This is a genomic window from Pontibacterium granulatum, assembly GCF_029961155.1.
GTDB lineage: Bacteria > Pseudomonadota > Gammaproteobacteria > Pseudomonadales > Balneatricaceae > Pontibacterium > Pontibacterium granulatum.
Genome location: NZ_JASBRH010000003.1, coordinates 48,003 through 71,706 on the forward strand (window position 1 = coordinate 48,003; position 23,704 = coordinate 71,706).

The 23,704-nt window shown below is 55.4% G+C and carries 18 protein-coding genes; 4 read left to right on the forward strand and 14 right to left on the reverse strand.

Annotation, left to right across the window (positions count from 1 at the left end):
- Window positions 1-62 precede the first annotated feature (62 nt).
- The 6 genes from QKW35_RS03540 to QKW35_RS03565 form a co-directional block, all read right to left on the reverse strand.
- Window positions 63-686 carry a tetratricopeptide repeat protein gene (locus tag QKW35_RS03540; RefSeq protein WP_282350799.1) on the reverse strand — a complete coding sequence of 208 codons (624 nt, stop codon included), beginning with the start codon at window positions 684-686 and terminating at the stop codon, window positions 63-65.
- Window positions 683-1,483 (reverse strand): SDR family oxidoreductase, encoded by an 801-nt coding sequence (locus QKW35_RS03545; protein ID WP_282350800.1) that lies wholly within the window; start codon window positions 1,481-1,483, stop codon window positions 683-685. Before QKW35_RS03545 ends, QKW35_RS03540 begins: the two co-directional genes overlap by 4 nt.
- On the reverse strand, window positions 1,473-2,156 hold the full coding sequence (locus tag QKW35_RS03550; protein WP_282350801.1) for an iron-containing redox enzyme family protein: 684 nt from the start codon (window positions 2,154-2,156) through the stop codon (window positions 1,473-1,475). The genes QKW35_RS03545 and QKW35_RS03550 overlap by 11 nt, the downstream gene beginning before the upstream one ends.
- Window positions 2,143-3,609, reverse strand: coding sequence for an AMP-dependent synthetase/ligase (locus tag QKW35_RS03555; RefSeq protein WP_282350802.1), 1,467 nt, complete (start codon window positions 3,607-3,609; stop codon window positions 2,143-2,145). The genes QKW35_RS03550 and QKW35_RS03555 overlap by 14 nt, the downstream gene beginning before the upstream one ends.
- Window positions 3,606-4,223, reverse strand: a complete 618-nt coding sequence (locus QKW35_RS03560; protein WP_282350803.1) for a thermostable hemolysin — start codon at window positions 4,221-4,223, stop codon at window positions 3,606-3,608. The genes QKW35_RS03555 and QKW35_RS03560 overlap by 4 nt, the downstream gene beginning before the upstream one ends.
- Window positions 4,224-4,372: 149 nt before the next feature.
- Window positions 4,373-5,443, reverse strand: coding sequence for an AraC family transcriptional regulator (locus tag QKW35_RS03565; protein WP_282350804.1), 1,071 nt, complete (start codon window positions 5,441-5,443; stop codon window positions 4,373-4,375).
- A 326-nt stretch (window positions 5,444-5,769) separates the two neighbouring features.
- Between QKW35_RS03565 and QKW35_RS03570 the strand changes: the two genes are divergently transcribed.
- The 3 genes from QKW35_RS03570 (at window position 5,770) to QKW35_RS03580 (ending at window position 12,361) form a co-directional block, all read left to right on the forward strand.
- On the forward strand, window positions 5,770-7,650 hold the full coding sequence (locus tag QKW35_RS03570) for a DUF1302 domain-containing protein (protein WP_282350805.1): 1,881 nt from the start codon (window positions 5,770-5,772) through the stop codon (window positions 7,648-7,650).
- A gap of 27 nt (window positions 7,651-7,677) precedes the next feature.
- Entirely contained in the window at window positions 7,678-9,021 is a 1,344-nt protein-coding gene (locus tag QKW35_RS03575; protein ID WP_282350806.1) for a DUF1329 domain-containing protein, read from the forward strand.
- A gap of 232 nt (window positions 9,022-9,253) precedes the next feature.
- On the forward strand, window positions 9,254-12,361 hold the full coding sequence (locus QKW35_RS03580; RefSeq protein WP_282350807.1) for an EAL domain-containing protein: 3,108 nt from the start codon (window positions 9,254-9,256) through the stop codon (window positions 12,359-12,361).
- 295 nt (window positions 12,362-12,656) lie between these two features.
- Here the strand turns inward: QKW35_RS03580 and fadA are convergent, their stop codons facing one another.
- The 4 genes from fadA to QKW35_RS03600 all read right to left on the reverse strand — a co-directional run bounded on the left by fadA (window position 12,657) and on the right by QKW35_RS03600 (window position 17,912).
- Entirely contained in the window at window positions 12,657-13,835 is a 1,179-nt protein-coding gene (gene fadA / locus QKW35_RS03585; RefSeq protein WP_282350808.1) for an acetyl-CoA C-acyltransferase FadA, read from the reverse strand.
- Between the two features lie 16 nt (window positions 13,836-13,851).
- Window positions 13,852-15,999, reverse strand: a complete 2,148-nt coding sequence (fadB, locus tag QKW35_RS03590; RefSeq protein WP_282350809.1) for a fatty acid oxidation complex subunit alpha FadB — start codon at window positions 15,997-15,999, stop codon at window positions 13,852-13,854.
- Window positions 16,000-16,217: 218 nt separating this feature from the next.
- A complete protein-coding gene (locus QKW35_RS03595; protein WP_282350811.1) occupies window positions 16,218-17,147 on the reverse strand; it encodes an electron transfer flavoprotein subunit alpha/FixB family protein in 930 nt (309 codons plus the stop codon).
- A 15-nt stretch (window positions 17,148-17,162) separates the two neighbouring features.
- Window positions 17,163-17,912, reverse strand: coding sequence for an electron transfer flavoprotein subunit beta/FixA family protein (locus QKW35_RS03600; RefSeq protein ID WP_282351084.1), 750 nt, complete (start codon window positions 17,910-17,912; stop codon window positions 17,163-17,165).
- A 285-nt stretch (window positions 17,913-18,197) separates the two neighbouring features.
- Between QKW35_RS03600 and QKW35_RS03605 the strand changes: the two genes are divergently transcribed.
- On the forward strand, window positions 18,198-18,656 hold the full coding sequence (locus QKW35_RS03605; RefSeq protein WP_282350812.1) for an REP-associated tyrosine transposase: 459 nt from the start codon (window positions 18,198-18,200) through the stop codon (window positions 18,654-18,656).
- A gap of 128 nt (window positions 18,657-18,784) precedes the next feature.
- On the opposite strand, the gene QKW35_RS03610 is transcribed toward QKW35_RS03605, so the two are convergent.
- From QKW35_RS03610 to QKW35_RS03625, 4 genes are all read right to left on the reverse strand, one after another.
- The gene (locus QKW35_RS03610; RefSeq protein WP_282350813.1) at window positions 18,785-19,336 is read right to left on the reverse strand and encodes a DUF2889 domain-containing protein; all 552 of its coding nucleotides are present in this window, start codon (window positions 19,334-19,336) and stop codon (window positions 18,785-18,787) included.
- Window positions 19,336-21,015, reverse strand: a complete 1,680-nt coding sequence (locus tag QKW35_RS03615) for an AMP-binding protein (protein WP_282350814.1) — start codon at window positions 21,013-21,015, stop codon at window positions 19,336-19,338. The genes QKW35_RS03610 and QKW35_RS03615 overlap by 1 nt, the downstream gene beginning before the upstream one ends.
- A 55-nt stretch (window positions 21,016-21,070) precedes the next feature.
- Window positions 21,071-21,388 carry an SCP2 sterol-binding domain-containing protein gene (locus QKW35_RS03620; protein WP_282350816.1) on the reverse strand — a complete coding sequence of 106 codons (318 nt, stop codon included), beginning with the start codon at window positions 21,386-21,388 and terminating at the stop codon, window positions 21,071-21,073.
- Between the two features lie 113 nt (window positions 21,389-21,501).
- Window positions 21,502-23,295, reverse strand: coding sequence for an acyl-CoA dehydrogenase C-terminal domain-containing protein (locus QKW35_RS03625; protein ID WP_282350817.1), 1,794 nt, complete (start codon window positions 23,293-23,295; stop codon window positions 21,502-21,504).
- Window positions 23,296-23,704: the final 409 nt, after the last annotated feature.

Sequence of the window (23,704 nt, forward strand, 5' to 3'; positions counted from 1 at the left end):
CACAAACAGCAAAAAAACGGGCTCAGGTTTTAACCTCAGCCCGTTTTTTTTTATCCATTTGATCAGGCGTTGTTGAGCTTCGCCAGCGCAGCCCGTATCTCATCCCGGCGACCGCTGTCTGCGACCGGACGTCCCGGACGATCAGGTGCTTGCAGTGCCTTGGTCAGATAGGTGCGCGCTTCTTCCGTTTTGCCCTCTTCAATCAGAAACTCGCCATAGAAGAAGTTGGCATCAATCCCTGTCGGATTGATCTCAAGCGCCTTTTGCAGATGCTGTGCTGCCTTCTTGCTGCTACCGAAGCCAATTGGCCAACCCGGCACTTTGTAATACAGCGTACCCAAACTGGTATGCGCCGATCCTTGCAAAGTGTCAGGCGCACGATCTATCACTTGCTGAAAGATATCACGGGCCTGTTTTGCCAGTGACAACCCACCTAAGCCTCCGGTCGCCCCGGCCAACGAACTTTTACTGATACCCAGCCATACCTGCAGATCCGCGCGTCCCGGCTGCGCAGCAACGGCTTGCTCCAGCACGGTAACCACGTCGGTAAAACAGGTTTCACGGCTATCTTCCGCGGTCTGGTACTGACACTGTGCCCATGTATGTTGCACATCGGACAGGGTGTCATCGGCCACAGCCGGTACCGAAGCCAGCAGCACCAACGAGGCACATACGGATCTGATCATGAAAGAGTCTCCTTATACTTACGTGCATATTGGGAAATTACAGCGTATTGCTTGCGGATAGAGGCGGTGACCAGCGCAGGCAACAGGGCGTTGATGCGTACGAAGAGTTTTTCCGGCCACCCCAACCAGCGTTCGGTCTGGTCACGCTGGATACCTTCGATGATCTGCCTGGCAACCCACTGCGGTGAATCGCAGCCATTGCCCAGCACCTGATTCATCTCCCGCACGCGACTGTCGTTCAGCGGTGTATCCGTTGCACGCGGTGCGACATAGAGCACGCGGGTGCGCTCCGTGTCCAGTTCACGGTTTAACGCCTCACTGTAACGTTGTAACCCGGCTTTCGATGCACAGTACACGCTGTAGCCGGGATAACCGATCGCCCCCAGCGTGGAACCAACGTTCACAATCATGCTAGGTGGCGTAGCCCAGTTAAGTGCTCGCTGGCTCAAACGAATCGGAGCCAGTAAATTGAGTTGGACCTGGTTCTCGATATCGTCCGGCTGCAGATCCGTTATCAGAGCAAAGCGGTTGCTACCTGCCAGGTTAACCAACAGGTCAACGGACCCGTTTGCCTTGCAATGACTATCAATCGCTGCGACACCTTCCAAGGTCGCAATATCCGCCACCAGCACGCGGTGGCCTTCACCCGGCAAACGCGCCACCAGTTCCTGCAGCACCGGTTGATTGCGGCCGCACAGAATCAACCGAGCACCGGCACTGGCAAGCTGCAGAGCCAACTCCTTGCCAATACCGCCGCTGGCACCTGTCAGCAGTACCGATTTGTTCTCAAGCTGCATCGTTCAGCCCCTCCTCAGATTCCTGCGGCAGCGGCAGCATGCGCAGCATATCGCCGTAGAGTCGATAACAGGTGTTCGCGGCACGAATAATCGCCTGCTGGTCCTGTTCCCGCTCGATACGGTTCATCAGACCTGCAAACAGTTTGATGTGATCCTGATCCAGCACGCTGTGTGAGGTCAGGTAGGTCATTGCGGAGTCCGGCAGCTGCAGGTGCTGTTGCGCCAGCTTTGCCATCTGCCCGCCCAACTCGACACTGGTTCCTTCCAGCACCTGTACCATACCGAAGAAAGCGATCGGGTTTTCGCGGTCGATCTGGTGGTAGAGATAACTCACCATCAGGTCTATCGGCATACCTGCACGCCCTTGCTCAACCGCCTGGGCATCGGCGTCACAGTCACGGATATCGTTCAGAATCCACTCATGGTGTCCCTTCTCTTCCTCGATATATTCGCCAATTGCCTGCCGCAACCATTCGTACTCCATCCCCAGACGTCCCCCGCACGCCATCAGCAGCGGCACAGTATGTTTAACGTGATGGTAAGCTTCGCTCAGAAATGCGATGTAGGTTTCGCGGGAAATCCGGCCTTGCAGGCAAGCAGTGACGACCGGGGCTGTAAAGAGGTGCTGACGTTGCACTGCGGTTTCTTGCTGCAAACGTTCAAAGAATGACATGGAACTCCTCCTCATTGTCATACAGGTCTGACAGCGACTCGGCAAAGAGATCGGCGATCCTCTCCCGTCGCGGACGACCATTAGCAGTCATTAAATCTGGAATCTGAAACAGGGATTGTTCGCTCAGGACAAAGCCGCCAATACGGGCATAATCGGGCAGTTGGGCATTCAGCGCCGCTATAGCCTCGGGTACCCGCTCCGGGGTCTCGCTGAATACCACCGCACTCAGGTATGGACGGGCATCACCAAACACAACAAACTGCCGCAATGCAGGCTGCAGCTGAGCAAAGGCCTCTACCCATTCAGGTGATATGTTGCGACCGTAACTGGTGATCAGCTGATTCTTTTTGCGCCCCGCAATGTGAAGAAAACCCTCTGCATCAAGGTAGCCAAGGTCACCGGTTGCAATCTCGTCCGCGGCCGGTTCGGCGCCCAGATAACCAAGCATCGATGCACCAGCGACAATGATCTCTCCGTCCTCTGCAATACGGACCTGGCAGTGAGGCAATATTCGCCCGACACTCCCCGGCTTATGGGCCGACATGCTGTTGAAACTCACAACCGAACCACACTCTGACAGGCCGTAGCCTTCGAACACAGGCACACCGGCACTATGGGCATGTTGCAGCAAGGCGGGCGAAACTTTGCTACCACCGACGGCGACAAACCGGACCGGCTCAAGCAACTCAGGCTGATGCTGCCCAAGCATCAGAAGGGCCTGCAGCAATGCCGGGGTCAACACCAGAGAGCCTGGGGTTGTCATCGCAAGTGCGCGCGCGAACATTGCAGGATCAAACTGGCTCGAGCCGCTCAGGCCCACAGCCGCCGATGGCAGTATCACGCTGGTAACCCCCGCCAGCAGCGGAAGATATAGCCCGGTGATGTTCTCGAGTAGCGTCGAAAGCGGCAATACCATAAGGTGGCGGTCAATCTGCGCAACCGGGACCGTCTCCAGCAAACTCACTGCCACGGATTCCAACAACGCCACACTCAGGCACACGCCTTTCGGCTGCCCGGTGGAGCCGGACGTATAGGTAACTTTTACCGTGCCCTCATGCAGCACAGCCGGATTTTCAACGCTGCGACGCCACAACGGAAAACCTGCCAGACGGGTGTCAAGCTGCTCGCCGTGCGCGCCGGGCCAGTCGCCCAGTAGAAAATCGGCACCACTGTCGTTCAACAGGTGAGCGACCTGTTCGGCATTAAAAAACGAAGGCACAGGGATCAGCGTGCAACCGCTGGCCAGCGCCGCCAGATCGATCACCGCCCATTCAATGCGGTTATCCGCACGCAGCGCCAGACGACGAATACCCAACTGTAAAATCTGCGCCGCCACAGCGTCAACCTGCTCGGCCAACGCCTGCCACGTGACGCAGCAATCTTCACCCTGCAGAGCCAGATGCTCTGGTTTAGTTTCCGACCAGTGCTGCAAACGCTCAAGGAGCAGGCTCATTCGGTGACCTCCAATTTAATGGAGTTCAGCACTGACACCAGCCGTCTGGCACCCAAGCGCAACGAGCCACCACACACCTGTGGACGGTGTTGATAGTACTGCCCCCACAAACGCCGATCCTGTCCCACCGCTTCAGCCCGTGCATCGCACAGCACCAGAGGGTCTATCCCCTGCCGTTTGAACAGCGCGTAAAGAGGTCCAGTGACCGTACTGACACACCAGTGGAAACCCTGTTCTGTCAGGTACTTTGCCAGGGCAGCAAAAAACACCCGGGCGACCGAGCGGGAAAACGAGGCCAGGTGACCAATCTCCACGATCTGCGTGCGCTGGATCTGGCATCCGCTTTTGCGGCTCATCACCTTGTCAGCACTTTCTTCAAGATACTGTTCAAGATAAGCCGGCTGCGTTGCCAGTGATTGATAGCCGCAGGCCGCTAAAAGCTCGCCCCCTGTTCCATAGAAACCGATCAGGTGGTCCATAAAGTGGGGAATAACTGCGCCGAATGCCTCGCGGTAACGGCCGCTAACCGCCTCCTCCAGCGCACGTCGCTGGGGATGATCACGGTCCAGAATCTTAAGATGGTAGGTAGAATCGGCATCAACTTGCGGCAACATCGCTGTGTCCTCTTTAAACTCTGGATTAAGTCTAAGAGGCAATACTTAAGACAAACTTAAAGATGTGCCGAAATACGATTGCCGGTCAGGCAGGTAGCGCAGGAGCCCCACGGGCGTGATCCCGGCCGGCTCCGCGTAATCTCTAACGGTTAGGAGGCATGTTGGCTGACCGCCAGGTTCCGCTGGTAGTCTTCGCTGCGCCGGTATTCACCTGGCGTCATGCCGGTCCACTTCTTAAACGAACGGAAAAACGCCGAGGGTTCATCAAAGCCCATCAGACTCGCCACGTCGTTGATCGACAACTGCGGCGAGTTGATATACCCCAGCGCAGCATGCTTGCGGCATTCGTCTTTGATTTTCTGGTAGGACGTGTCCTCCTCCAGCAAACGACGCCGCAACGTAGACACCGACATATTGAGCCGATTTGCTACCTCTTCTGCACTTGGCGCCTCGCGGGTGAAATCATTTCCGAGCAACGCCACCACCTGAGACTTCAGCGAACTGTCGTCACTCACACTGGCGATCAGCTGGTACGGTGCCGTTTTCAGGAATACGCGCAACGACTCATCGTTGTGCACCAGAGGATAATCAAGATAGTACGCAGGAAAGACAAACGCGTTGTCGTGCTGTGAGAAGCGCACCTCGGACTGGAACAGCCTTTGATAGTGCTCCGCATCCTCCGGCTCGGGAAACGCAAAATAGACTGCTTTCAGATCCACACGTGTCCCCACCAGCCAACAGATAAAGTTATGCCACATGGAGAGCGAGGTGCGGATACGGGCCGGGGTTTCATTTTTCAGTACCGCTTCGATATCCAACCCGGACGCCCGGGTTGTCGCAATGGAAACCTTGGCATAGCGGCCCTTGCGCACCAGCAGGGGTTTTACGTTGGAGCCGCGACAGATCTCGTGGAAGTCACTGGCACGATAGATCGCCTTCTCCAGCGACTTGGCGTGAATGATACTGTGACACATCATGCGGAATGTGCCGTTGGGCACCTTGCCGCCGCCCAGCATGCCGAAGTATTCATCCTGAGCCACATACATCATCCGCTGATACATAACCCCCAGCGTCTCGGCGGGAAACTCGGCGACTGCATCAATATCGGTGGCATTAACACCCACCTCTTCCAACAGCCCAATAACGTCATACCCCTGCGACTCCGCCTGGCTCAGCAGGTGCCGCACATAGTTAGCAGGAACTGTCTTTTTATTCTTCATTGCTCCCTCATTAATTCGTTTCAGGCATAAACAAAGATGTTCTTCTATAGTGTTCCACGCACTATCAACGTGCACAGACCGATCAACCGAAACTATTTATGGCCCGAATTGGTGCGCAGTGCAAGTTTCGCGCGAATCATTTTGTCACTAAATCTGGAGCCAATTGTTATTGTTAGGAAGACTACCTAGCCGCCAGTATTAGACGCTACCTGTTTACGGTAATTCAGAGCAGAAGGCGGCTGTAAGGGAAAGCTGGCTCTACGAGACCTATCCACCCCGCTCTAGCTCATTCACCCAATCAAAAAATAACAACTTAGGTGAACGAAATGGCAATAAATTTGCGGCGCTCACGCAACGGGTGTTTTCCGTTGTCGGCAAAACAGCAGTTACTGCTACCGGCAATCCTTGGAACATCCATCATCAGCACTTCGGCCTCAGCAGTTGAGTTTCAACTGGGTGAGATCGAAGGTCGCTTTGACTCCCAACTCTCCATCGGTGCCAGCTGGCGCGCTACAGATCGTGATCCGGACTTAATTGCCACCGCAAATGGCGGCAGTGCCACCAGTCTCAACTCCGGCAGCTACGACGACGGTGACCTGAACTTCGACGAGGGTGACGCGTTTACCCAAACGCTGAAAGGAGTGCATGACCTGGAACTACGCTACGACAACGTAGGGGCGTTTGTGCGTGGTAAGTACTGGTACGATTTCGAACTGGAAGACAACGAACAGAACCACGGCAACACCAACGACTACGGTTCAAGCACCACGTTAAGTGACAAGGGCTTCAATGATTACGCCAAGTTTTCCGGCGCCGAGCTACTGGATGCTTACGTATTCGCTGAACTGGAACTAAACGATCAGCCGCTGGATGTGCGCGTTGGCCGCCAGGTGGTGAACTGGGGCGAAAGCACCTTCATTCAGGGTGGTATCAACGCCATTAATCCGATTGATGTGAACGCATTTCGTCGCCCTGGTGCAGAGATCAAAGAGGGCTTATTGCCAGTCAACATGGCATTTGCCTCCCTCGGTCTGACCGATAGCCTGACGGTAGAAGGTTTTTACCAGCTCGAGTGGGAGCCTACCGCTGTGGACGGGTGTGGCACGTACTTCTCTACCAACGATTTTGCCGCTGAGGGATGTAACGGTATCCGCCTGCCGCTTCCTCTAAGCGATGAAAACTACTTCAATTCGACGGTTGCGACCGCTGCACTGGGTTACGATCCCGTGATCTATCGAAACGCGGATGGACGCCGTGAAGCAGATGACGACGGCCAGTTTGGTCTCGCATTCCGTTACCTCGCCGAAGATCTCAATTACACCGAATTCGGCCTTTATGCGATGAATTACCACAGTCGGGTTCCGGTCATCAGCGCGGTGAATACCTCCTCAACCTCTGCGGACTTCACAGCCGCCTATGTGGCAGCATTGGGCGGCGGTGCCACAGCCCAGCAAGCCGGTGTTGCCGCTATTGGCACACTGGTGGATACAACCTATTTCATCAGTTATCCGGAAGACACCCAGCTTGTTGGCCTGAGCTTCAGCACCAATATCGGTGACATCGCCTGGTCCGGTGAAATCAGCCACAGACGGGACGTACCGGTACAAATTAACGGTCCGTTGCTGGTGTCCGCCATCGTCAACCAATACAGCACGGGATCGGGTAACGCCGCAGCCGATTCACTGGTATCCAACGCAGGCACAGGTGGAACAATCTCTGGTTTCTCCCAGTTTGACATCACCCAGCTGCAGAGTACTTTTATCAAGTTCTACGATCAGGTATTGGGCGCCAGCCGTCTGGCTCTGATCGGTGAAGTAGCCTGGACACACGTGCACTCCCTGGATGAAGGCGCCAACGCGCTGAAATATGGTCGCCCGGGTGCCTTTGGCTACACCGCCGGTGACACCGAAGGCTTTGTAACTCAGGACTCCTGGGGTTACGTGGCACGTGCCAACCTGAGCTACAGCGACGTCTTTGCCGGAGTGAACCTGTCGCCACAGATTAGCTTCAAACACGGCGTGGACGGTTACGGCCCACAGCCGGGCGCCGCCTTCAATGAAGGTGAGAAATCAGTCAGTCTGAGCCTGACTGCCGATTACCTGAACCAGTACAGCGTACAGCTGTCCTATACAGACTTCTTCGGCGGTAACTTCAACGCACTGGATGATCGCGACTTCGTCTCGCTCAGCGCCACGGTTTCATTCTGATTCAGCCGATACTCAGGAGACTTACACATGCAATTCAAACCTACCTCTCTGATTCTGGGTATGGCTCTGGCTTTGAGCAGCTCAGCACTCTACGCCGCCGTTTCCGCCGAAGAGGCGGCGAAACTGGGCGACTCACTGACACCGATGGGTGGCGAAGTGGCTGGTAACACAGCCGGCACCATTCCGGCCTGGACCGGTGGCCTGTCCACCAGCGATGACCGGTACACCAACCCGTATGCCAACGAAAAACCGCTGTTTACCATCACTGCGGACAACATGGCCCAGTATCAGGCGAACCTGACACCCGGCCAGCAAGCATTGATGCAGAAGTATCCGGATAGCTACAAGATCCAGGTCTACCCAACCCACCGCAGCGCATCGATCCCGGACAGCGTCGTCGCCTCCACCAAGGAGAACGCACTCAACGCCGCCCTCACATCCGACGGCAACGGTGTTAGCAACCTGAACGAAGGCGTGGCATTCCCGATCCCGGCCAACGGCTTGGAAGCGATCTGGAACCATATGACCCGCTTCCGCGGCGGCGCCCTGGAACGTACCTTTGTACAGGTGCCGGTGCAGGCCAACGGTAGCTTCACACCGGTGAAGATAAACGAAAAGATGTCCTGGCCAACATACCTCAACGGCGAAACAGCCGATCAGGACAACATCCTGTTCTACTTCGTACAGCAGGTGCAGGCACCGGCCCGCCTGACCGGCAACGTACTGCTTGTGCATGAAACCGTTAACCAGATCACGCAGCCACGCCAGGCCTGGACCTACAACGCCGGCCAGCGCCGTGTGCGCCGTGCACCACAGATCGCCTACGATGCTCCGGGCACCGCAACCGACGGACAACGCACCACCGATAACCTGGATATGTTTAACGGTGCACCGGATCGTTACGACTGGAAACTGGTGGGTAAACAGGAGCTGTATATCCCTTACAACAACTTCAAACTTGCGGATCGCTCGCTGAAGTACAAAGAGATTTTGCAGCCAGGCCACATCAATCCGGAGCTGACCCGTTACGAGCTGCACCGGGTGTGGAAAGTGGAAGCCACCCTGAAAGAAAGTGCCCGCCATATTTACGCCAAACGTACCTTCTATATCGATGAAGATACCTGGCAGATTGCGGTAGTTGATCACTATGACGGCCGCGGTGAGCTGTGGCGCGTGGGCGAAGCCTATCATCTGCAATACCGCGATGTGAACGTACCGTGGATCGCGGCTGAATCGCTGTATGACCTGCAGTCCGGACGTTACCTGGTCGGCAGCCTGACCAACGAAGAAGGGATCGGATTCGACTTCACCCAGCGCTTTAAGTACAAAGACTTTACCCCGCAGGCGATCCGTCGCTTGGGTAAACGTTAATCGTCAGACTCAACAACTCTCACAACCGCAAAGCAGAGCTCAGGCTCTGCTTTTTTTTATTTGGGAAAGGGCATTGGAAGATGCCGTTTTTTAGAACTATTATGATCTAACGCAGCACATTCAAACTGTTGATTTCGCTAATATACTCCACCGATTATGGACAAGATCGCGGAATGTCAGGGCAGATAATCAGACCACCTTCAGTCTGTAGCACCGACCATCGGAGTATGCCATGGGCATAACGCAGTCTCGACAGATCATCATCCTCTTCCTGCTGCCAGCACTGCTGGCTGTTGCGATGCTTTCGTTATTTTTGCGTAACGAGCTGGAAGGGTGGGCGATCGAGCGCTGGTCCAAAAACCAGTATGAGTTTTCCAACCTGCTCGGCGACAAGATCAGCGATGACCTGAAAGAAGCTGCAAACCTGCTCCAATACACCGCCGCACTCCCTGAGTTCACCCAACCTCTCGATCAAAGCAAAATCGATCGTAGCCTGAACGGTATTCCCCCGGGAGTAGATGAGCCTAAACGCCTCATCCTTAATCAGCTCAGTGAACGTGGCAACTTCTCAGTCCTGTTTCTACTGACCCCCGAAGGCGACCACTACCTTTCGCACCCCTATGCGGTGCAACGGGTGCTGAAAAAATACAATCTCTCCAGCCGCTCCTACTTTAAAGAAGCACGGCGCAGTAAGACGCTGGTTATCTCCAACAGTTTTATTGGAGCCGATGGTGTACCCGCCGTCGCACTCAACCTGCCGATTCTTGACGCCCAAGGCAACATCATCGCCCACTTAGGCGGTGTGCGGTATCTCCACCATCTTGACGCCATGATCAGTCCGGACAAGATCGCACCATTCGACAAGGCCTTGCTACTCGATGGAGAAGGCAACCGAATCGCATCAAGTGGAGCTGCACCCGATACATTTTCGGCACAACCGTTTGCCCGCTTAAACATCGGGATGCCAACGGGCACCTCCATCCGCCAACTGCGCGACAGCAATGACCTGATCTGGCTTTCGTTCCAGTTGCAGCTGGATACGGGTTGGTCGCTGCAACTCATGCGGCGTATGGATCGTCTGCAGGATGAGATCTCGCCACAGCTGCAGAAAACTATCAGCCTAGGTATCGCCATCATCATCCTCACCAGCATCATTGGTGCGTGGCTAGCGCTACGCTTCAGCCGCCGCTGGCGCGAAACCGACGCGGCGCTGAAACAGGCAAACGCTACCCTGGAGCAAAGGGTCAAACAGCGCACCGAAGCCCTCGCCTACTCCGAGCTGCGCCATCGTACGCTGTTCGAGTCCACCGCCGATGCCGTGCTGTTACTGCGCAAGGGACAGATCATCGACTGCAACAACTCGGCACTGCGGATGTTTGGAGCCTCCAGCAAGGAAATGTTGTTACAACGGGTCGTAGGCGAGTTTTCAACACTCAACCAAACCTGTGGTGGGCACTCTGCCGAACTGGCCAAGCTACGGATGCAACAGGCGTACGACGAGGGTAGCTGTCGCTTCGAATGGATACACAAACGGCTTGATAACGACAAGAGCTTTCCCGCTGAAGTGCTACTTAGCCGGATGGTAGTGGATGGCGAACCACTGTTGCAGGCGACCATACAGGACATCAGTGAACGTAAGAGCGCGGAAGAGCGTATCCGTACCCTTTCGCAGGCCATCGAGCAGAGCCCGGTGTCGGTTGTCATCACTGACACCAAGGGCAACATCGAATACGTGAACCAGGCCTTTGAGCGAATCACCGGTTATGCCGAGAAAGATGTGCTCGGCCAAAATTCTCGCCTGTTGAAGTCGGGCAACACCCCGCCAAGACGCTATCAGGAGCTGTGGAAAGCAATTCTGTCCGGTAAGGCCTGGCAGGGTGAGTTCCAGAATAAACGAAAAAATGGCGAGATCTTCTGGGAACAGGCACACATTGCGCCGGTTATTGACGTTGATGGCATAACCCGCCACTTCCTCGCCGTAAAACAGGATGTGACCCTGCACAAGATGCAGGAGGAGCATATCCTGCACCAGGCGCTCTACGACAACCTGACGGAGCTGCCTAACCGTTTTCTCTCACTCGACCGTCTGGACCAGCTGATCAGCGATGCCAAGCGTGACGACAGCCAGATTGCTGTGTTGTTTATCGACCTGGACGACTTCAAGAAAGTGAACGACACCCTGGGGCACGAAACCGGCGATCACCTGCTGCAACACGCTGCCACCCGTCTCAACTGCTCCGTGCGCGAACAGGACACTGTAGGGCGTTTAGGAGGCGACGAGTTTATTGTGCTGCTGGGTGGATTGAAGAAACCCGAAGACGCGTTGCCGGTTGCAGAGAAGATCCTTAACTGCTTCCGCGACCCGTTCAAAATTGCCAACCGCGAACTGGTGGTCACCGCCAGTATGGGGATCTCGATCTACCCGGACAACGGCATCAGCCCGGCGGAATTGCTGCGCAACGCCGATACCGCGATGTACGCATCCAAGGGTCAGGGCGGCAACACCTGTCACTTCTTCACCGAAGAGATGAACATGGGTGTCAGCCGACGCCTCGCGCTGGAGGAACAGTTGCACAGTGCACTGGGCAACAATGAGCTTGAGGTGGTCTACCAGCCACTGGTTGACATCCATAGCCGCAGTATCATTGGTGCTGAAGCCCTGCTGCGCTGGTGCAACCCGACTCTCGGAAGCATCCCTCCGGATGAATTTATTCCGGTAGCGGAACAGACCGGCCTGATCATCCCAATCGGTCAGTACGTCTTGTCCCAAGCGCTGGAGATGACAGCCAAGTGGAGCAAACAACGCCGCTGGCCGTTTAAGATCGCCGTAAACCTCTCACCGCGCCAGTTCCGCGACGAGAACCTGGCCTCCTTCATACAGGAAAAACTGCACGAAACCGGCGTCTCTGGCCGTAACCTTGAGCTGGAGATTACCGAAGGTGTGCTGATGGGTGATCACGGTTATATAAACAGCGCACTGGAAACCCTCTGCCGCATGGATATCGGCATCGCCATGGACGATTTCGGTACCGGTTACTCGTCGCTGAGTTACCTGCGTAGCTATCCGTTCGACACCCTGAAGATCGACCGCAGCTTTGTCAACGACATCAATGTTGATGCGGCCGACCGCGAGCTGGTCAGCGCCGCCATCGCTATGGCGCACGGTTTGGGACTGAAGGTGGTTGCGGAAGGCGTTGAGACTGAAGAGCAGATGGAATATCTGGCGACCCAGTATTGCGATATCGCGCAGGGTTACCTGTTCAGTAAACCGGTGAAAGCGGGAGAGATTAGCCGAATGCTAAATGAAGGCGGGTTTAGTCGGTCGGGACCAAGACGTTAATGCCAACCACACCTCTCGTCGTTTATTTATGCGGCTGTAGGGCAGCCGTTCAAGCTGCCGGTAGCGTGAAGGCTACCCTGCAAGCGTCCGTCAATAGTATCGTAGGTTGGCCACCGCAAAGCGGTGCCCAACATGTTAGGCATCGCGTTGCGATGACTAACCTACGGGGCTGCCGGTAGCCTGAAGGCTGCCCTACAAGGGGGGCGTAAATAGATTGGATTTCCCCAAAATTCAACAAAAAACCCGCTGCCACAAAGTGACAGCGGGCCAGACCCTTTGCTGAACTGAAAGGTTATCAGTTCAGGCGTTCAAACACCGTAGCAATCCCCTGCCCCATACCGATACACATGGTTGCCAGACCGTAGGTGGCATCCTTGTGATCCATGACGTTCAGCAAGGTGGTGGAGATACGGGTACCGGAGCAGCCCAGCGGGTGACCCAGAGCGATCGCACCACCGTTCAGGTTTACCTTCTCTTCCATCTGATCCAGCAGTTTCAGGTTTTTCAGTACTGCCAGACCCTGCGCTGCGAACGCTTCGTTCAGCTCGACCACGTCGATATCGTCCATGCTCAAGCCTGCTCGTTTCAGCGCTTTCTGGGATGCAGGTACCGGACCGTAACCCATGATGGAGGGATCACAACCCGCAACCGCCATGCTAACGATACGGGCACGAGGTGTCAGGCCCAGCTCCTGCGCTTTGGCTGCTGACATGATCAGCATACCGGAGGCACCGTCGGAAAATGCAGAAGAGGTACCCGCAGTCACTGTGCCCACTTTCGGTACAAAGGCTGGTTTCAGCGAGCTCAACGTTTCTACGGTAGTTTCCGGACGGATCACCTCATCGTACTCCAGCAGGCTCTTGAAGCCGTTTTCGTCGTGGCCTTCCACGGCGATGATCTCGTTGTCCCAACGACCTTCCAGCGTCGCTTCGTGCGCCAGACGGTGTGAACGGGCACCAAACTCATCCTGCATCTCACGGGAGATACCGTTCATCTTGCCCAGCATCTCGGCAGTCACGCCCATCATCAGGGCAGCCTTAGCAACCTGCTTGGACATCTCCGGGTTCACATCGATACCGTGCAGAATCGACAGGTGGCCCATATGCTCCACACCACCGGCCAGATAGATATCACCGTTGCCTGTCATGATCCCCTGAGCCGCGGTATGCAGCGCCGACATTGAGGAACCACACAAGCGGTTAACCGACTGTGCGGCAACCGTGTGCGGAATACCCGCCAGCACCGCCGCGTTACGGCCGATATTAAAGCCCTGCTCCTTGGTCTGGTTTACACAACCCCAGACAATGTCTTCGATCTCTGCAGCCTTCAGCGCTTCGTTACGGTCCAGCAACGCGTTCATTACAGCTGCCGATAGCGCCTCGGCACGGACGTTACGGAAAGAGCCGTTCTTGGATTTCCCCATCGGGGTGCGTACCGCATCGACGATTACTGCGTCATTTGGTTTCAGATTCATCGTTCTCTCTCCATCCTTAACCGAAGTAGGTTTCGCCAGCGGCGGCCATCTGTTTCATCTTCTCGGTCGGCTGGTACAGCGGACCCAGTGCTTCGTACTTAGCGGCGATCTCGCAGAAGCGATCCAGCCCCATGCGATCCAGGTAGTGCAGCGGACCACCCAGGAACGGCGGGAAACCGATACCCATGATCAGGCCCATATCCGCTTCCGCCGGGGACGCCACGATGCCATTTTCAAGACAACGTACGGTTTCGATGCACAGCGGCACCATCATGCGCTCGATAATCTCTTCGTCGGAGAAGTCGGTCGCGGTACCCACCACGCCTTCGAGCAGCGCATCCACTTCGTCATCCTGCAGTTTCTTCGGTTTGCCCTTACGGTCCATCTCGTAGCGGTAGAAACCTTTGCTGTTCTTCTGACCAAAGCGTTCCAGCTTAAACATGCGGTCGATGATGTTTTCACCTTCGTGCTCCATACGGTCCGGGAAACCCGCCGCCATCACACGGTCCGCATGGTGCGCGGTATCCACACCCACCACGTCAAGCAGGTAGGCAGGCCCCATCGGCCAGCCGAAACCTTCCATCACCTTGTCGATCTTGCGGAAGTCAGCGCCGTCTTTGATCAGCGCGGCAAAACCACCGAAGTATGGGAACAGGATGCGGTTAACCAGGAAGCCCGGGCAGTCATTCACAACGATCGGTGTTTTGCCCATCGCCTTGGCGTAGGCCACGGTACGTGCAATTGCGGCTTCAGACGTTTTCTCGCCACGGATAACTTCCACCAGCGGCATTTTGTGCACCGGGTTGAAGAAGTGCATGCCACAGAAGTTTTCCGGTTTTTCCAGTGCCGTTGCCAGCTCGGTTATCGAGATGGTGGAGGTGTTGGAGGTCAGCACCGCGCCTTCTGGCAGTTGCTTCTCGGTTTCGGCCAGGACGGCTTTTTTCACGTTCGGGTTTTCAACCACCGCTTCCACCACCAGATCCACGCGGTTGAAATCGCCGTAGCTCAGGGTTGGCGTAATGCGGTTGATAATCTGCGCCATCTTGGCTGCGTCGATGCGCTTACGCTTCAGCTGGCCGCCCAGCAGTTTGTTGGCTTCGTCCAGACCCAGCTGCAATGCGGGCTCCGCGATGTCCTTCATCAGGATCGGCGTGCCTTTGGAGGCAGATTGATAAGCCACGCCACCACCCATGATGCCCGCACCCAGTACGGCGGCCTGTTTCACAGGTTCAGCCTGGGCTTCGTATTTGCCGGTGATCTTCTTGATCGCCTGGTCTTTCAGGAACAGCCCCACCAACGAGCGGGTGACGTCGTTACGCGCCAGTTTGGCAAATCCGGCCGCTTCGATCGGCAATGCCTTGTCACGCGGCAAGTTGGCGTGTTTCTGGATCGTTTTCAGGGCCGCTAGCGGAGCCGGATAGTGAGGACCGGCCTTGGCACCGATCACACCCTTAGCACTTTCGAACGCCATCATCTGCTCGATCTGGTTCAGCTTGATCGGTGATTTCTTCTCTTCACTACGCGCCTGGTAGTCGAACTTGCCGTCGATACATTTGCGCAACAGGTCAAGACCTGCTTCGTTCACTTGTTCAACTGCAACCACCGCATCCGCCGCGCCGTCTTTCAGCGCCGCATCCGCTCGCTTTTCCACACCGCCGCAGATCCACTCGTTGGCGTTATCCACACCGATCAGACGTGGCAGTCGAATGGTGCCGCCCCAACCCGGGTAGATACCCAGTTTCACTTCAGGCAGACCCACTTTGGCGCCTTCTGCCATCACGCGGTAATCGGTACTCAGACTGAGCTCGAAACCACCACCCAACGCGATTCCGTTGATCGCCGTCACGGTTGGGCATGGCAAATCTTCGATGGTGTTGAAGATCTGGTTCATCTCCAGCAGTGCCGCAACGATCGCCTCCTCTTCGTGGGAGAACATCTTGTTGAATTCGGTAATATCGGCACCGACGATAAAGCAGGACTTGGCACTGGAAAACAGCACCCCTTTTAGATCGTCCCGGGCTGACAGTAGGTTGACTGCTTCGCGCAGCTCACCCAACGTCGCCTGATCCAGCTTGTTGATGGATTCGTTCTGGTTATCGAACACCAGGTTGAAGATACCGCCTTCAACCTCTTCCACACGGATCGACTGACCTTGATAAAGCATTGGTTTGCTCCGTTTATTTTGGATACCTTGAGAATCCTGCTGCACGATCCGATAGCTACGTTACGCGGTGCTCGCTCCCTCGCCTATCTTCAGATATGTCTCGGTTGCTGCGCGCCGGGCGCCTTGCTCTCGAACCGCTCGCGATGGATTCTCAGATACCCTTTTTTATTTTCAGCCGCCCTATCCAGGACGACTGCTAATTGAAAAGGTTTTTTCGGTTACAGCTTGCCCGACATCTCAGGCACCACATCGAAGAGATCCGCGACCAGGCCATAATCCGCTACCTGGAAGATCGGTGCCTCCTCATCCTTATTGATCGCGACGATCACTTTGGAATCCTTCATACCCGCCAGATGCTGGATCGCGCCGGAGATACCTACTGCAATGTATAGCTCAGGCGCGACCATCTTGCCGGTCTGGCCCACCTGCATATCGTTCGGTACAAAGCCCGCATCCACTGCGGCACGGGACGCACCCACAGCAGCCCCCAGCTTGTCAGCCAGGGCGTAAAGCAGGTCAAAGTTTTCACCGTTCCCCATACCGCGGCCACCGGAGACCACAACGGATGCCGCGGTCAGCTCAGGACGGTCGCTCTTCGCCAGTTCTTCACCCACAAAGCTGGAAAGACCCGCATCACAGACTTCGCCAAAGGTTTCCTGAGTCGCACTGCCACCCTCTGCTGCAACGGCATCAAAGGCGGTACCACGCACGGTGATCACTTTCACCGGATCAGACGACTGTACAGTGGCAATGGCGTTGCCCGCATAGATCGGGCGGGTGAAGGTATCAGCGCTCTCAACACCGGTAATGTCGGAGATCTGGTTCACATCCAGCAATGCCGCTACACGTGGCAGCAGGTTCTTACCACTGGTGGTGGCTGGCGCCAGTATATGACTGTAATTGCCCGGCAGCGCCAGGATCAGCTTGGTCACGTTCTCCGCCAGCTGGTGTTCGTAAACCGGGGCATCGGCTGTGATCACGTTGCTGACACCCGCCGCTTTAGCTGCCGCGTCAGATACCGCCTGACAGTTGTGACCTGCCACCAGCAGATCGATGTCACCACCAATCTGTTGGGCGGCTGCCAGCGTGGTCAGGGTGACCGGTTTCAGTTCGTTGTTGTCGTGTTCTGCAATGACCAAAATACGCATCTGAATTACCTCCCCTTAAACCACTTTGGCTTCGTTTTTCAGCTTGTCGATCAGCTCATCCACGGAGCCCACTTTGATACCGGCCTGACGCTGTGGTGGAGTTTCCACTTTCAGCAGCGTCAACGCGGATTTGACGGTCACACCGAGCTCATCGGTGCTGAGGATATCCAGCGGTTTACGCTTGGCTTTCATGATATTCGGCAGGGAGGCGTAACGTGGTTCGTTCAGGCGCAGGTCGGTGGTCACCACTGCTGGCAGGTTGAGCGCAACGGTTTGCAAGCCGCCGTCTATTTCGCGGGTTACATTCACTTTGCCGTCCGCCAGCTTCACTTCAGAGGCAAAGGTACCCTGTGGCATATCCAGCAGTGCAGCCAGCATCTGACCGGTCTGGTTGTTGTCGGAGTCGATCGCCTGCTTACCCAGGATGATCAGCCCCGGCTGTTCCTTTTCTGCGACCTTCGCCAGCAGCTTGGCGATGGTCAGCGGATCCATCTGCTCTTCGCAATCCACGCGGACACCACGGTCGGCACCCAGCGCCAGTGCGGTACGAATCTGCTCTTCACACTGTTTACCACCGATGGACACCACAACCACTTCATCGGCAACACCGCTCTCTTTCATGCGCACCGCTTCTTCAATCGCGATTTCACAGAACGGGTTCAGGGCCATCTTTACGTTAGCCAAATCAACATCGGAGTTATCTGCTTTCACGCGCACTTTGACGTTGTAGTCAATCACGCGCTTTACTGCGACCAGTACTTTCATCATCGGCCCTTTTCATGCTCAGGTTATACGTCAATACTAATCCGGGGGCCGATATCAACAATGACAAATAACAGCTGATTTACTGACAAAAAATTTCAGAATAGCTAAAGGCCAATAAAATCAGTGATTAATTTGCATATTAAAAACTAACACAAAGATTCAAAAATCAACCTATCACTCTCGTAGCAGCCCGCTCTGAGGGCGACAAGCTATTGATCTTCGAATTGTCGCGGTCAGAGCCCGCTGCTACAGTGAACGTGCCAATAACAAACAAGGATGTTGAATATGGCGACCTCAAAATTTCGTACGCAAAACCTGCGTATCGGCAGGCATTCTGCGCCTCATCAGATCTATATGATCACCACGGTTGCTCACCGACGGTCTCCGTTGTTTGAAGATTTGTTTTTGGGTCGGTGTGTGGTTAATGCGCTTAGGCAAGCCGAATCATCTGCGCACACACTCGCTTATGTCGTAATGCCGAATCATCTGCATTGGCTGATGCAATTGAGGGAAGAAGCATCGTTGGCAACAACCGTGCAATTCATGAAAACCCTGTCGGCTAGATCCGTTAACGAATACAACGGCTCAAAAGGGAAAGTCTGGGCTAAAGGCTATTACGATCAGGCATTACGAGATGAGGGTCAGGTTAGAGATTTTGCCCGATATATCGTGGCTAATCCCTTAAGATCTGGTTTGGTAAGGTCCGTCAAAGATTACCCATTATGGGATGCGGTTTGGTTATAGAGCGTGGACCGGTCTTGGTCAGAGCCCGCTGCTACAGGACCGTGCTTGTAGCAGCCCGCTCCGAGGGCGACATCCCACCAACAAAAAAACCGGCACAAGGCCGGTAACGAAGTACGACAGGTAATTGCTCAGGTGGATGAAGCGTCTTGGTACAAGTCAGGCAGGTAGGTTTTGATCACCTCACTGTCCTGGGCCCAGGTGCGGCAGGTATTAAGCATAAACTGCCCACCCAGGGTCATGACATCCTCTTTAGCACTCGGCCAGAGGGTTTGAACCGCGGTGGTCGCGATGGGGATCAGCAATTCGCTCAGATGGGTGCAGCCATGCACACCACCCAACAGCTCCTTGGTCTGGCGCTGCCAGCCTGGACCGATACGGGTGCCTTCCAGCTTTTTGAATGCCCCCACGACTCCCGGACACATACGAAACGGGGACTGGTCGATATAGGCTTCCACTTCATGGATCTGCAGGGTCGCGTCGATGGTGACCCTTAAACCCATATCGTGGAACGGTTCACCGGCCCCGACGTAACCATCACGCTCGGGATTATCAACCGACTGGGTTTTCACGTCGATCAAGTGACCCTCGATATCCCAGAGACCATCTTCACGCTGGTATCCCAGACATCGAACGTTGCGCTGATGCGCCAGGTTACGACGCACCGGTTTTGATAGTGGCATCAGCTCACCTCGTCCAGTTGATCCAGGGTCGGCATCGGTTGTTTGAGCATGCGCCGCAGGATCTTACCTACGTTGGACTTGGGCAGTTCGTCGGCAAACTCCACGTATTTCGGTACTTTGTAGCGGGTCAGGCGCTCTTTGCACCAGTCGCGGATCTCTTCCCGGTTAAGGTCAGGGTTCTTGCTCACCACAAAGAGTTTCACCGCCTCACCGCTCACCGTATCTTCAACACCTACTGCCGCGCATTCAATCACATCCGGGTGGGAGGCCACCACGTCCTCGACTTCGTTTGGATACACGTTGAAGCCGGAGACGATGATCATATCCTTGGCCCGGTCAACGATGCGGAAACGCCCGTCGGGCTGACACAGTGCGATATCCCCGGTCATGAAGAAACCGTCAGGTGTAAAGACATCGCGCGTATCCTGTTCACGCTGCCAGTAACCACGCATCACCTGTGGGCCTTTAACACAAAGCTCTCCTGGTTCATCGATCGGCTGCTCTTCGCCGTCTTTGATGATGCGCACGTCGGTGTGGATCACCGGAATGCCGATGGTACCGATCTGCACCGCTCCAGGTTCGTTCGCACATACCGCGGGAGAGGTTTCGGTCAGGCCATAACCTTCAATGATCTCGCAGCCGGTGGTGTCTCGCCACAAATCAGCCGCGGCATGGGTTAGCGCCATCCCCCCAGAGATGGTGAGTTTCAGAGGGCTGAAATCCAGCGTCTTAAAAGCGTCTTTATTGCACAGGGCAACAAACAGCGTATTCAGTCCGATAAAGCCGGTCGGGCGCCAGTTACCCAACTCTTTTACAAAGCCATCGATATCCCGCGGATTCGGAATCAGTACCGAATGACCGCCGGAAAGCAGTACCACCTGGGCAATGGTAAAGGCGTAGATATGGTAGAGCGGCAACGGTGAGATCACCTGATCGTGCCAAGCGGCGCCCACGCCACTGACTCGATCCTGTAACTGCATCATGTTGGCGAGCAGGTTGGCGTGGGTAAGCATCGCCCCTTTGGATACCCCGGTTGTGCCGCCGGTGTACTGCAGTGCTGCGATATCACCCGGCTTGCGGTACGTGGGTTTTGGCGTTTCACCGTGGAATTTCAGCAAAGCAGCGCGCAATGGGATCGCCCCCGGCAGATGGTACTTAGGCTCCATCTTTTTCAGGTACTTTACCGCTGCATTCAGCAGGGTGCGTTTAACAAAACCATGCAGATCACCCACCTGTGTGACAAAGGTGTGTTTAATGTCTGTATTGTGCAGAATCTTGTCGGCCTTGTGGGCCATACTCTTATGGATCACCAGCGCTCTGGCGCCGGAGTCTGAGAACTGGTGTTCCATCTCCGCCGCCGTATAAAGCGGATTGGTATTAACCACAATCAGGCCTGCACGCAAGGCGCCGTAAACCACCACCGGATACTGAATCAGGTTGGGTAGTTGAATTGCAATACGGTCGCCCGGTTGCAGATCGGTCTCCTGCTGTAGATAGACCGCAAAAGCCGCCGACAAACGATCCAGCTCGCTAAAACTCAAGGTCCGGCCAAAGCTGGTAAAAGCCGGCGCATCCTTGTACTGAGCTACGGCGTAGGCCAGCACATCGGGGATAGTCTCAAACCCCTGTGGATTAATATCCGCAGGGATGCTGTCCGCAGCAGGGATCTGCCCGTCCATTTCAACCTCGCATACTGTTATTTTTATTGTTAGGTGTTGATTAGCCGGATTGACGTTAGCTCACCGGGAACAGGGCAGCAAGTTTAGTGGCGACCATGATGTCACCTTCAGCCTGTATACGGCCGGTCATAAACGCCTGCATGCCATCGGTTTCACCGGACATTACCTCTTCCAGCGTGGTGGCATCCATGTTGAGGGTTACGGTTGGGGCATCATGCTCACCTTCAGCAACCTGACACTCACCATCGGCCACCGCCACGCTCCAGTGTGCATCACCGTCGATCACATACTGGAACACTGCATCGGTGTCGGTCGCAGCTGCAGGGTTAAAACGTGCCTTCATCTGGTCAAAGATTGCATTCAGATCAGCCATGGAGTTTGTCCTCTCATTATTTTTTTTGCGGTAACGTTTGGCATTCAGTTTTAGCAGGCCAGTCGCCAGTGACTGACCCGCGGATGTTTTCAAAAAACGGGTTACGATCTTCATCAGAACTGGAAGTGCTCTTCTTCGAGCGCCATCAGGTTATCGGAGCCGGACAGCATGGTGTCCACCAGGCTGCGGGTACGTGGCAGCAGACGCTGGAAGTAGAAGCGTGCAGTGGCCAGCTTCGCTTTGTAGAACTCCGCCTCACCCTCACCGGCATCCAGCTTCTGCTGGGCGGTTTCCGCCATGCGTGCCCACAGGTAAGCCAGGGTCACGTAACCGGAGTACATCAGGTAATCCACCGATGCGGCACCCACTTCGTCGCGGTTCTGCATCGCTTTCATGCCCACCTGCATGGTGAGCTCGCCCCACTCCTTATTCAGTTTGTTGAGCGGATCGATAAACTCTTTCAGGCCTTCGTTATCGGACTGCGCCTGACAGTATTTGTGGATCACCTTGGTGAAACGTTTCAGGGATTCACCCTGGGTCATCAGTACTTTACGGCCCAGCAGGTCCAGCGCCTGAATCTGCGTGGTGCCCTCATACAACATGGAAATACGGCTATCGCGTACGTTCTGCTCCATGCCCCACTCAGCGATATAACCGTGGCCGCCAAAGACCTGCAGGCCGTGGTTGGCGGATTCGAAACCGACTTCCGTCAGGAACGCTTTAGCGATTGGCGTCAGCAGGGCCAACAGGCCATCCGCTTCAGCACGCTCTTCCGGTGATGCCAGGTGTACCTTGTCCACCATCTGTGCGGTGTAGTAGATCAGTGCACGACCGCCCTCGGCGAATGCCTTCTGAGTCAGCAGCAACTTACGCACTTCCGGGTGCACGATGATCGGATCCGCCGGTTTGTCCGGATTCTTAGGTCCGGTCAGGGAACGCATCTGCAGACGGTCTTTGGCGTAGTCCAGCGAGTTCTGGAACGCCCACTCCGCATGCGCCAGCCCTTGCAGGGCAGTACCGATACGTGCGGTGTTCATAAAGGTGAACATGCAGTTTAGGCCTTTGTTCGGCGGGCCGATCAGGTAGCCGGTCGCTTCATCGAAATTCATTACACAGGTGGAATTACCGTGGATACCCATTTTGTGTTCGAGGGACCCACAGCTCACGCCGTTACGATCACCGATACCGTCACCGGATGGCAGGAACTTCGGCACGATAAACAGGGAGATACCTTTGGTGCCTTCCGGCGCATCCGGCAGGCGGGCCAGGACGATATGTACGATGTTATCGGCCATGTCGTGCTCACCGGCTGAGATAAAGATCTTGGTGCCGCTGATGCGGTAGCTGCCATCTTCGTTGGGCTCCGCCTTGGTGCGCAGCATGCCCAGGTCGGTACCGCAGTGCGGCTCCGTCAGACACATGGTGCCGGTCCATTCACCGGATACCAACTTGGTCAGGTACGTTTCCTTCTGCTCCTGCGTCCCGTGGGCTTCCAGAGTATTCATGGCACCGTGGCTCAGCCCCGGGTACATGCTCCACGCCCAGTTCGCGGTGCCCACCAGCTCATTGATTACAATCCCTAAGGATTCCGGCAGCCCTTGACCACCCCATTCGGTGTCATGCGCCAGGGAAGGCCAACCGCCTTCCACAAACTGCTGGTATGCATCGCGGAAACCTTCAGGAGTTTTCACCCCCTCTTCGCTCCACTGACAGCCTTGCTGGTCACCCACCTGGTTCAGCGGTGCCAGAACGCGCTCGGCAAACTTGGCCCCCTCTTCCACGATGGCAGACACCATATCCGGGGTTGCTTCCTCACAGCCGGGCAGGCTCGCATAGTGCTTATCCATCTCAAGCACTTCATTCAGCACAAAACTCATGTCACGCAAAGGGGCCTTATATTCCGGCATAACCAATCCCTCATTCCTATTATTTTTGTGGTCGGTCCGGGCCAGGGTGTGCCCACAATCAGATACAGACCAACATCGTTTATGGAAACCTTCTAATAAGTCCTATAGGCACTCTGGCGTTCGAGATGATTCATAGTCGAGGCGGAGCTTTGCGGGCATGTCAGGACATGTCAAAAAGCTCCAACGAAGAGAATGAATCATCTCGATCGCCCCGAAGGGCAAGTCCAGAAGCCCGCACCTCCTGCGTTGCAGTTCTTGGTAAGGACTACGGCCATTACCTGCAAACTTCGCCTTGTATCTGCGGGCTTCTGAACTTGCAGAGCACGCATAGGACTTGTTAGCAGGTTTCGTAATAACAGAATGGTTCAAGAGCCCTTTGCGGCCAATAACAAAAGCTACCAGTTTTAGT

Excerpts from the sequence above, each read along its gene's own strand:
- QKW35_RS03605 (WP_282350812.1), top strand. The coding sequence starts at position 18,198 with ATGGCGACCTCAAAATTTCGTACGCAAAACCTGCGTATCGGCAGGCAT.
- QKW35_RS03595 (WP_282350811.1), bottom strand. The coding sequence starts at position 17,147 with ATGCGTATTTTGGTCATTGCAGAACACGACAACAACGAACTGAAACCG.
- QKW35_RS03560 (WP_282350803.1), bottom strand. The coding sequence starts at position 4,223 with ATGTTGCCGCAAGTTGATGCCGATTCTACCTACCATCTTAAGATTCTG.
- QKW35_RS03620 (WP_282350816.1), bottom strand. The coding sequence starts at position 21,388 with ATGGCTGATCTGAATGCAATCTTTGACCAGATGAAGGCACGTTTTAAC.
- fadA (WP_282350808.1), bottom strand. The coding sequence starts at position 13,835 with ATGAATCTGAAACCAAATGACGCAGTAATCGTCGATGCGGTACGCACC.
- QKW35_RS03565 (WP_282350804.1), bottom strand. The coding sequence starts at position 5,443 with ATGAAGAATAAAAAGACAGTTCCTGCTAACTATGTGCGGCACCTGCTG.
- QKW35_RS03550 (WP_282350801.1), bottom strand. The coding sequence starts at position 2,156 with ATGTCATTCTTTGAACGTTTGCAGCAAGAAACCGCAGTGCAACGTCAG.
- QKW35_RS03570 (WP_282350805.1), top strand. The coding sequence starts at position 5,770 with ATGGCAATAAATTTGCGGCGCTCACGCAACGGGTGTTTTCCGTTGTCG.
- QKW35_RS03610 (WP_282350813.1), bottom strand. The coding sequence starts at position 19,336 with ATGCCACTATCAAAACCGGTGCGTCGTAACCTGGCGCATCAGCGCAAC.
- QKW35_RS03625 (WP_282350817.1), bottom strand. The coding sequence starts at position 23,295 with ATGCCGGAATATAAGGCCCCTTTGCGTGACATGAGTTTTGTGCTGAAT.
- QKW35_RS03575 (WP_282350806.1), top strand. The coding sequence starts at position 7,678 with ATGCAATTCAAACCTACCTCTCTGATTCTGGGTATGGCTCTGGCTTTG.
- fadB (WP_282350809.1), bottom strand. The coding sequence starts at position 15,999 with ATGCTTTATCAAGGTCAGTCGATCCGTGTGGAAGAGGTTGAAGGCGGT.
- QKW35_RS03555 (WP_282350802.1), bottom strand. The coding sequence starts at position 3,609 with ATGAGCCTGCTCCTTGAGCGTTTGCAGCACTGGTCGGAAACTAAACCA.
- QKW35_RS03545 (WP_282350800.1), bottom strand. The coding sequence starts at position 1,483 with ATGCAGCTTGAGAACAAATCGGTACTGCTGACAGGTGCCAGCGGCGGT.
- QKW35_RS03615 (WP_282350814.1), bottom strand. The coding sequence starts at position 21,015 with ATGGACGGGCAGATCCCTGCTGCGGACAGCATCCCTGCGGATATTAAT.
- QKW35_RS03580 (WP_282350807.1), top strand. The coding sequence starts at position 9,254 with ATGGGCATAACGCAGTCTCGACAGATCATCATCCTCTTCCTGCTGCCA.
- QKW35_RS03600 (WP_282351084.1), bottom strand. The coding sequence starts at position 17,912 with ATGAAAGTACTGGTCGCAGTAAAGCGCGTGATTGACTACAACGTCAAA.
- QKW35_RS03540 (WP_282350799.1), bottom strand. The coding sequence starts at position 686 with ATGATCAGATCCGTATGTGCCTCGTTGGTGCTGCTGGCTTCGGTACCG.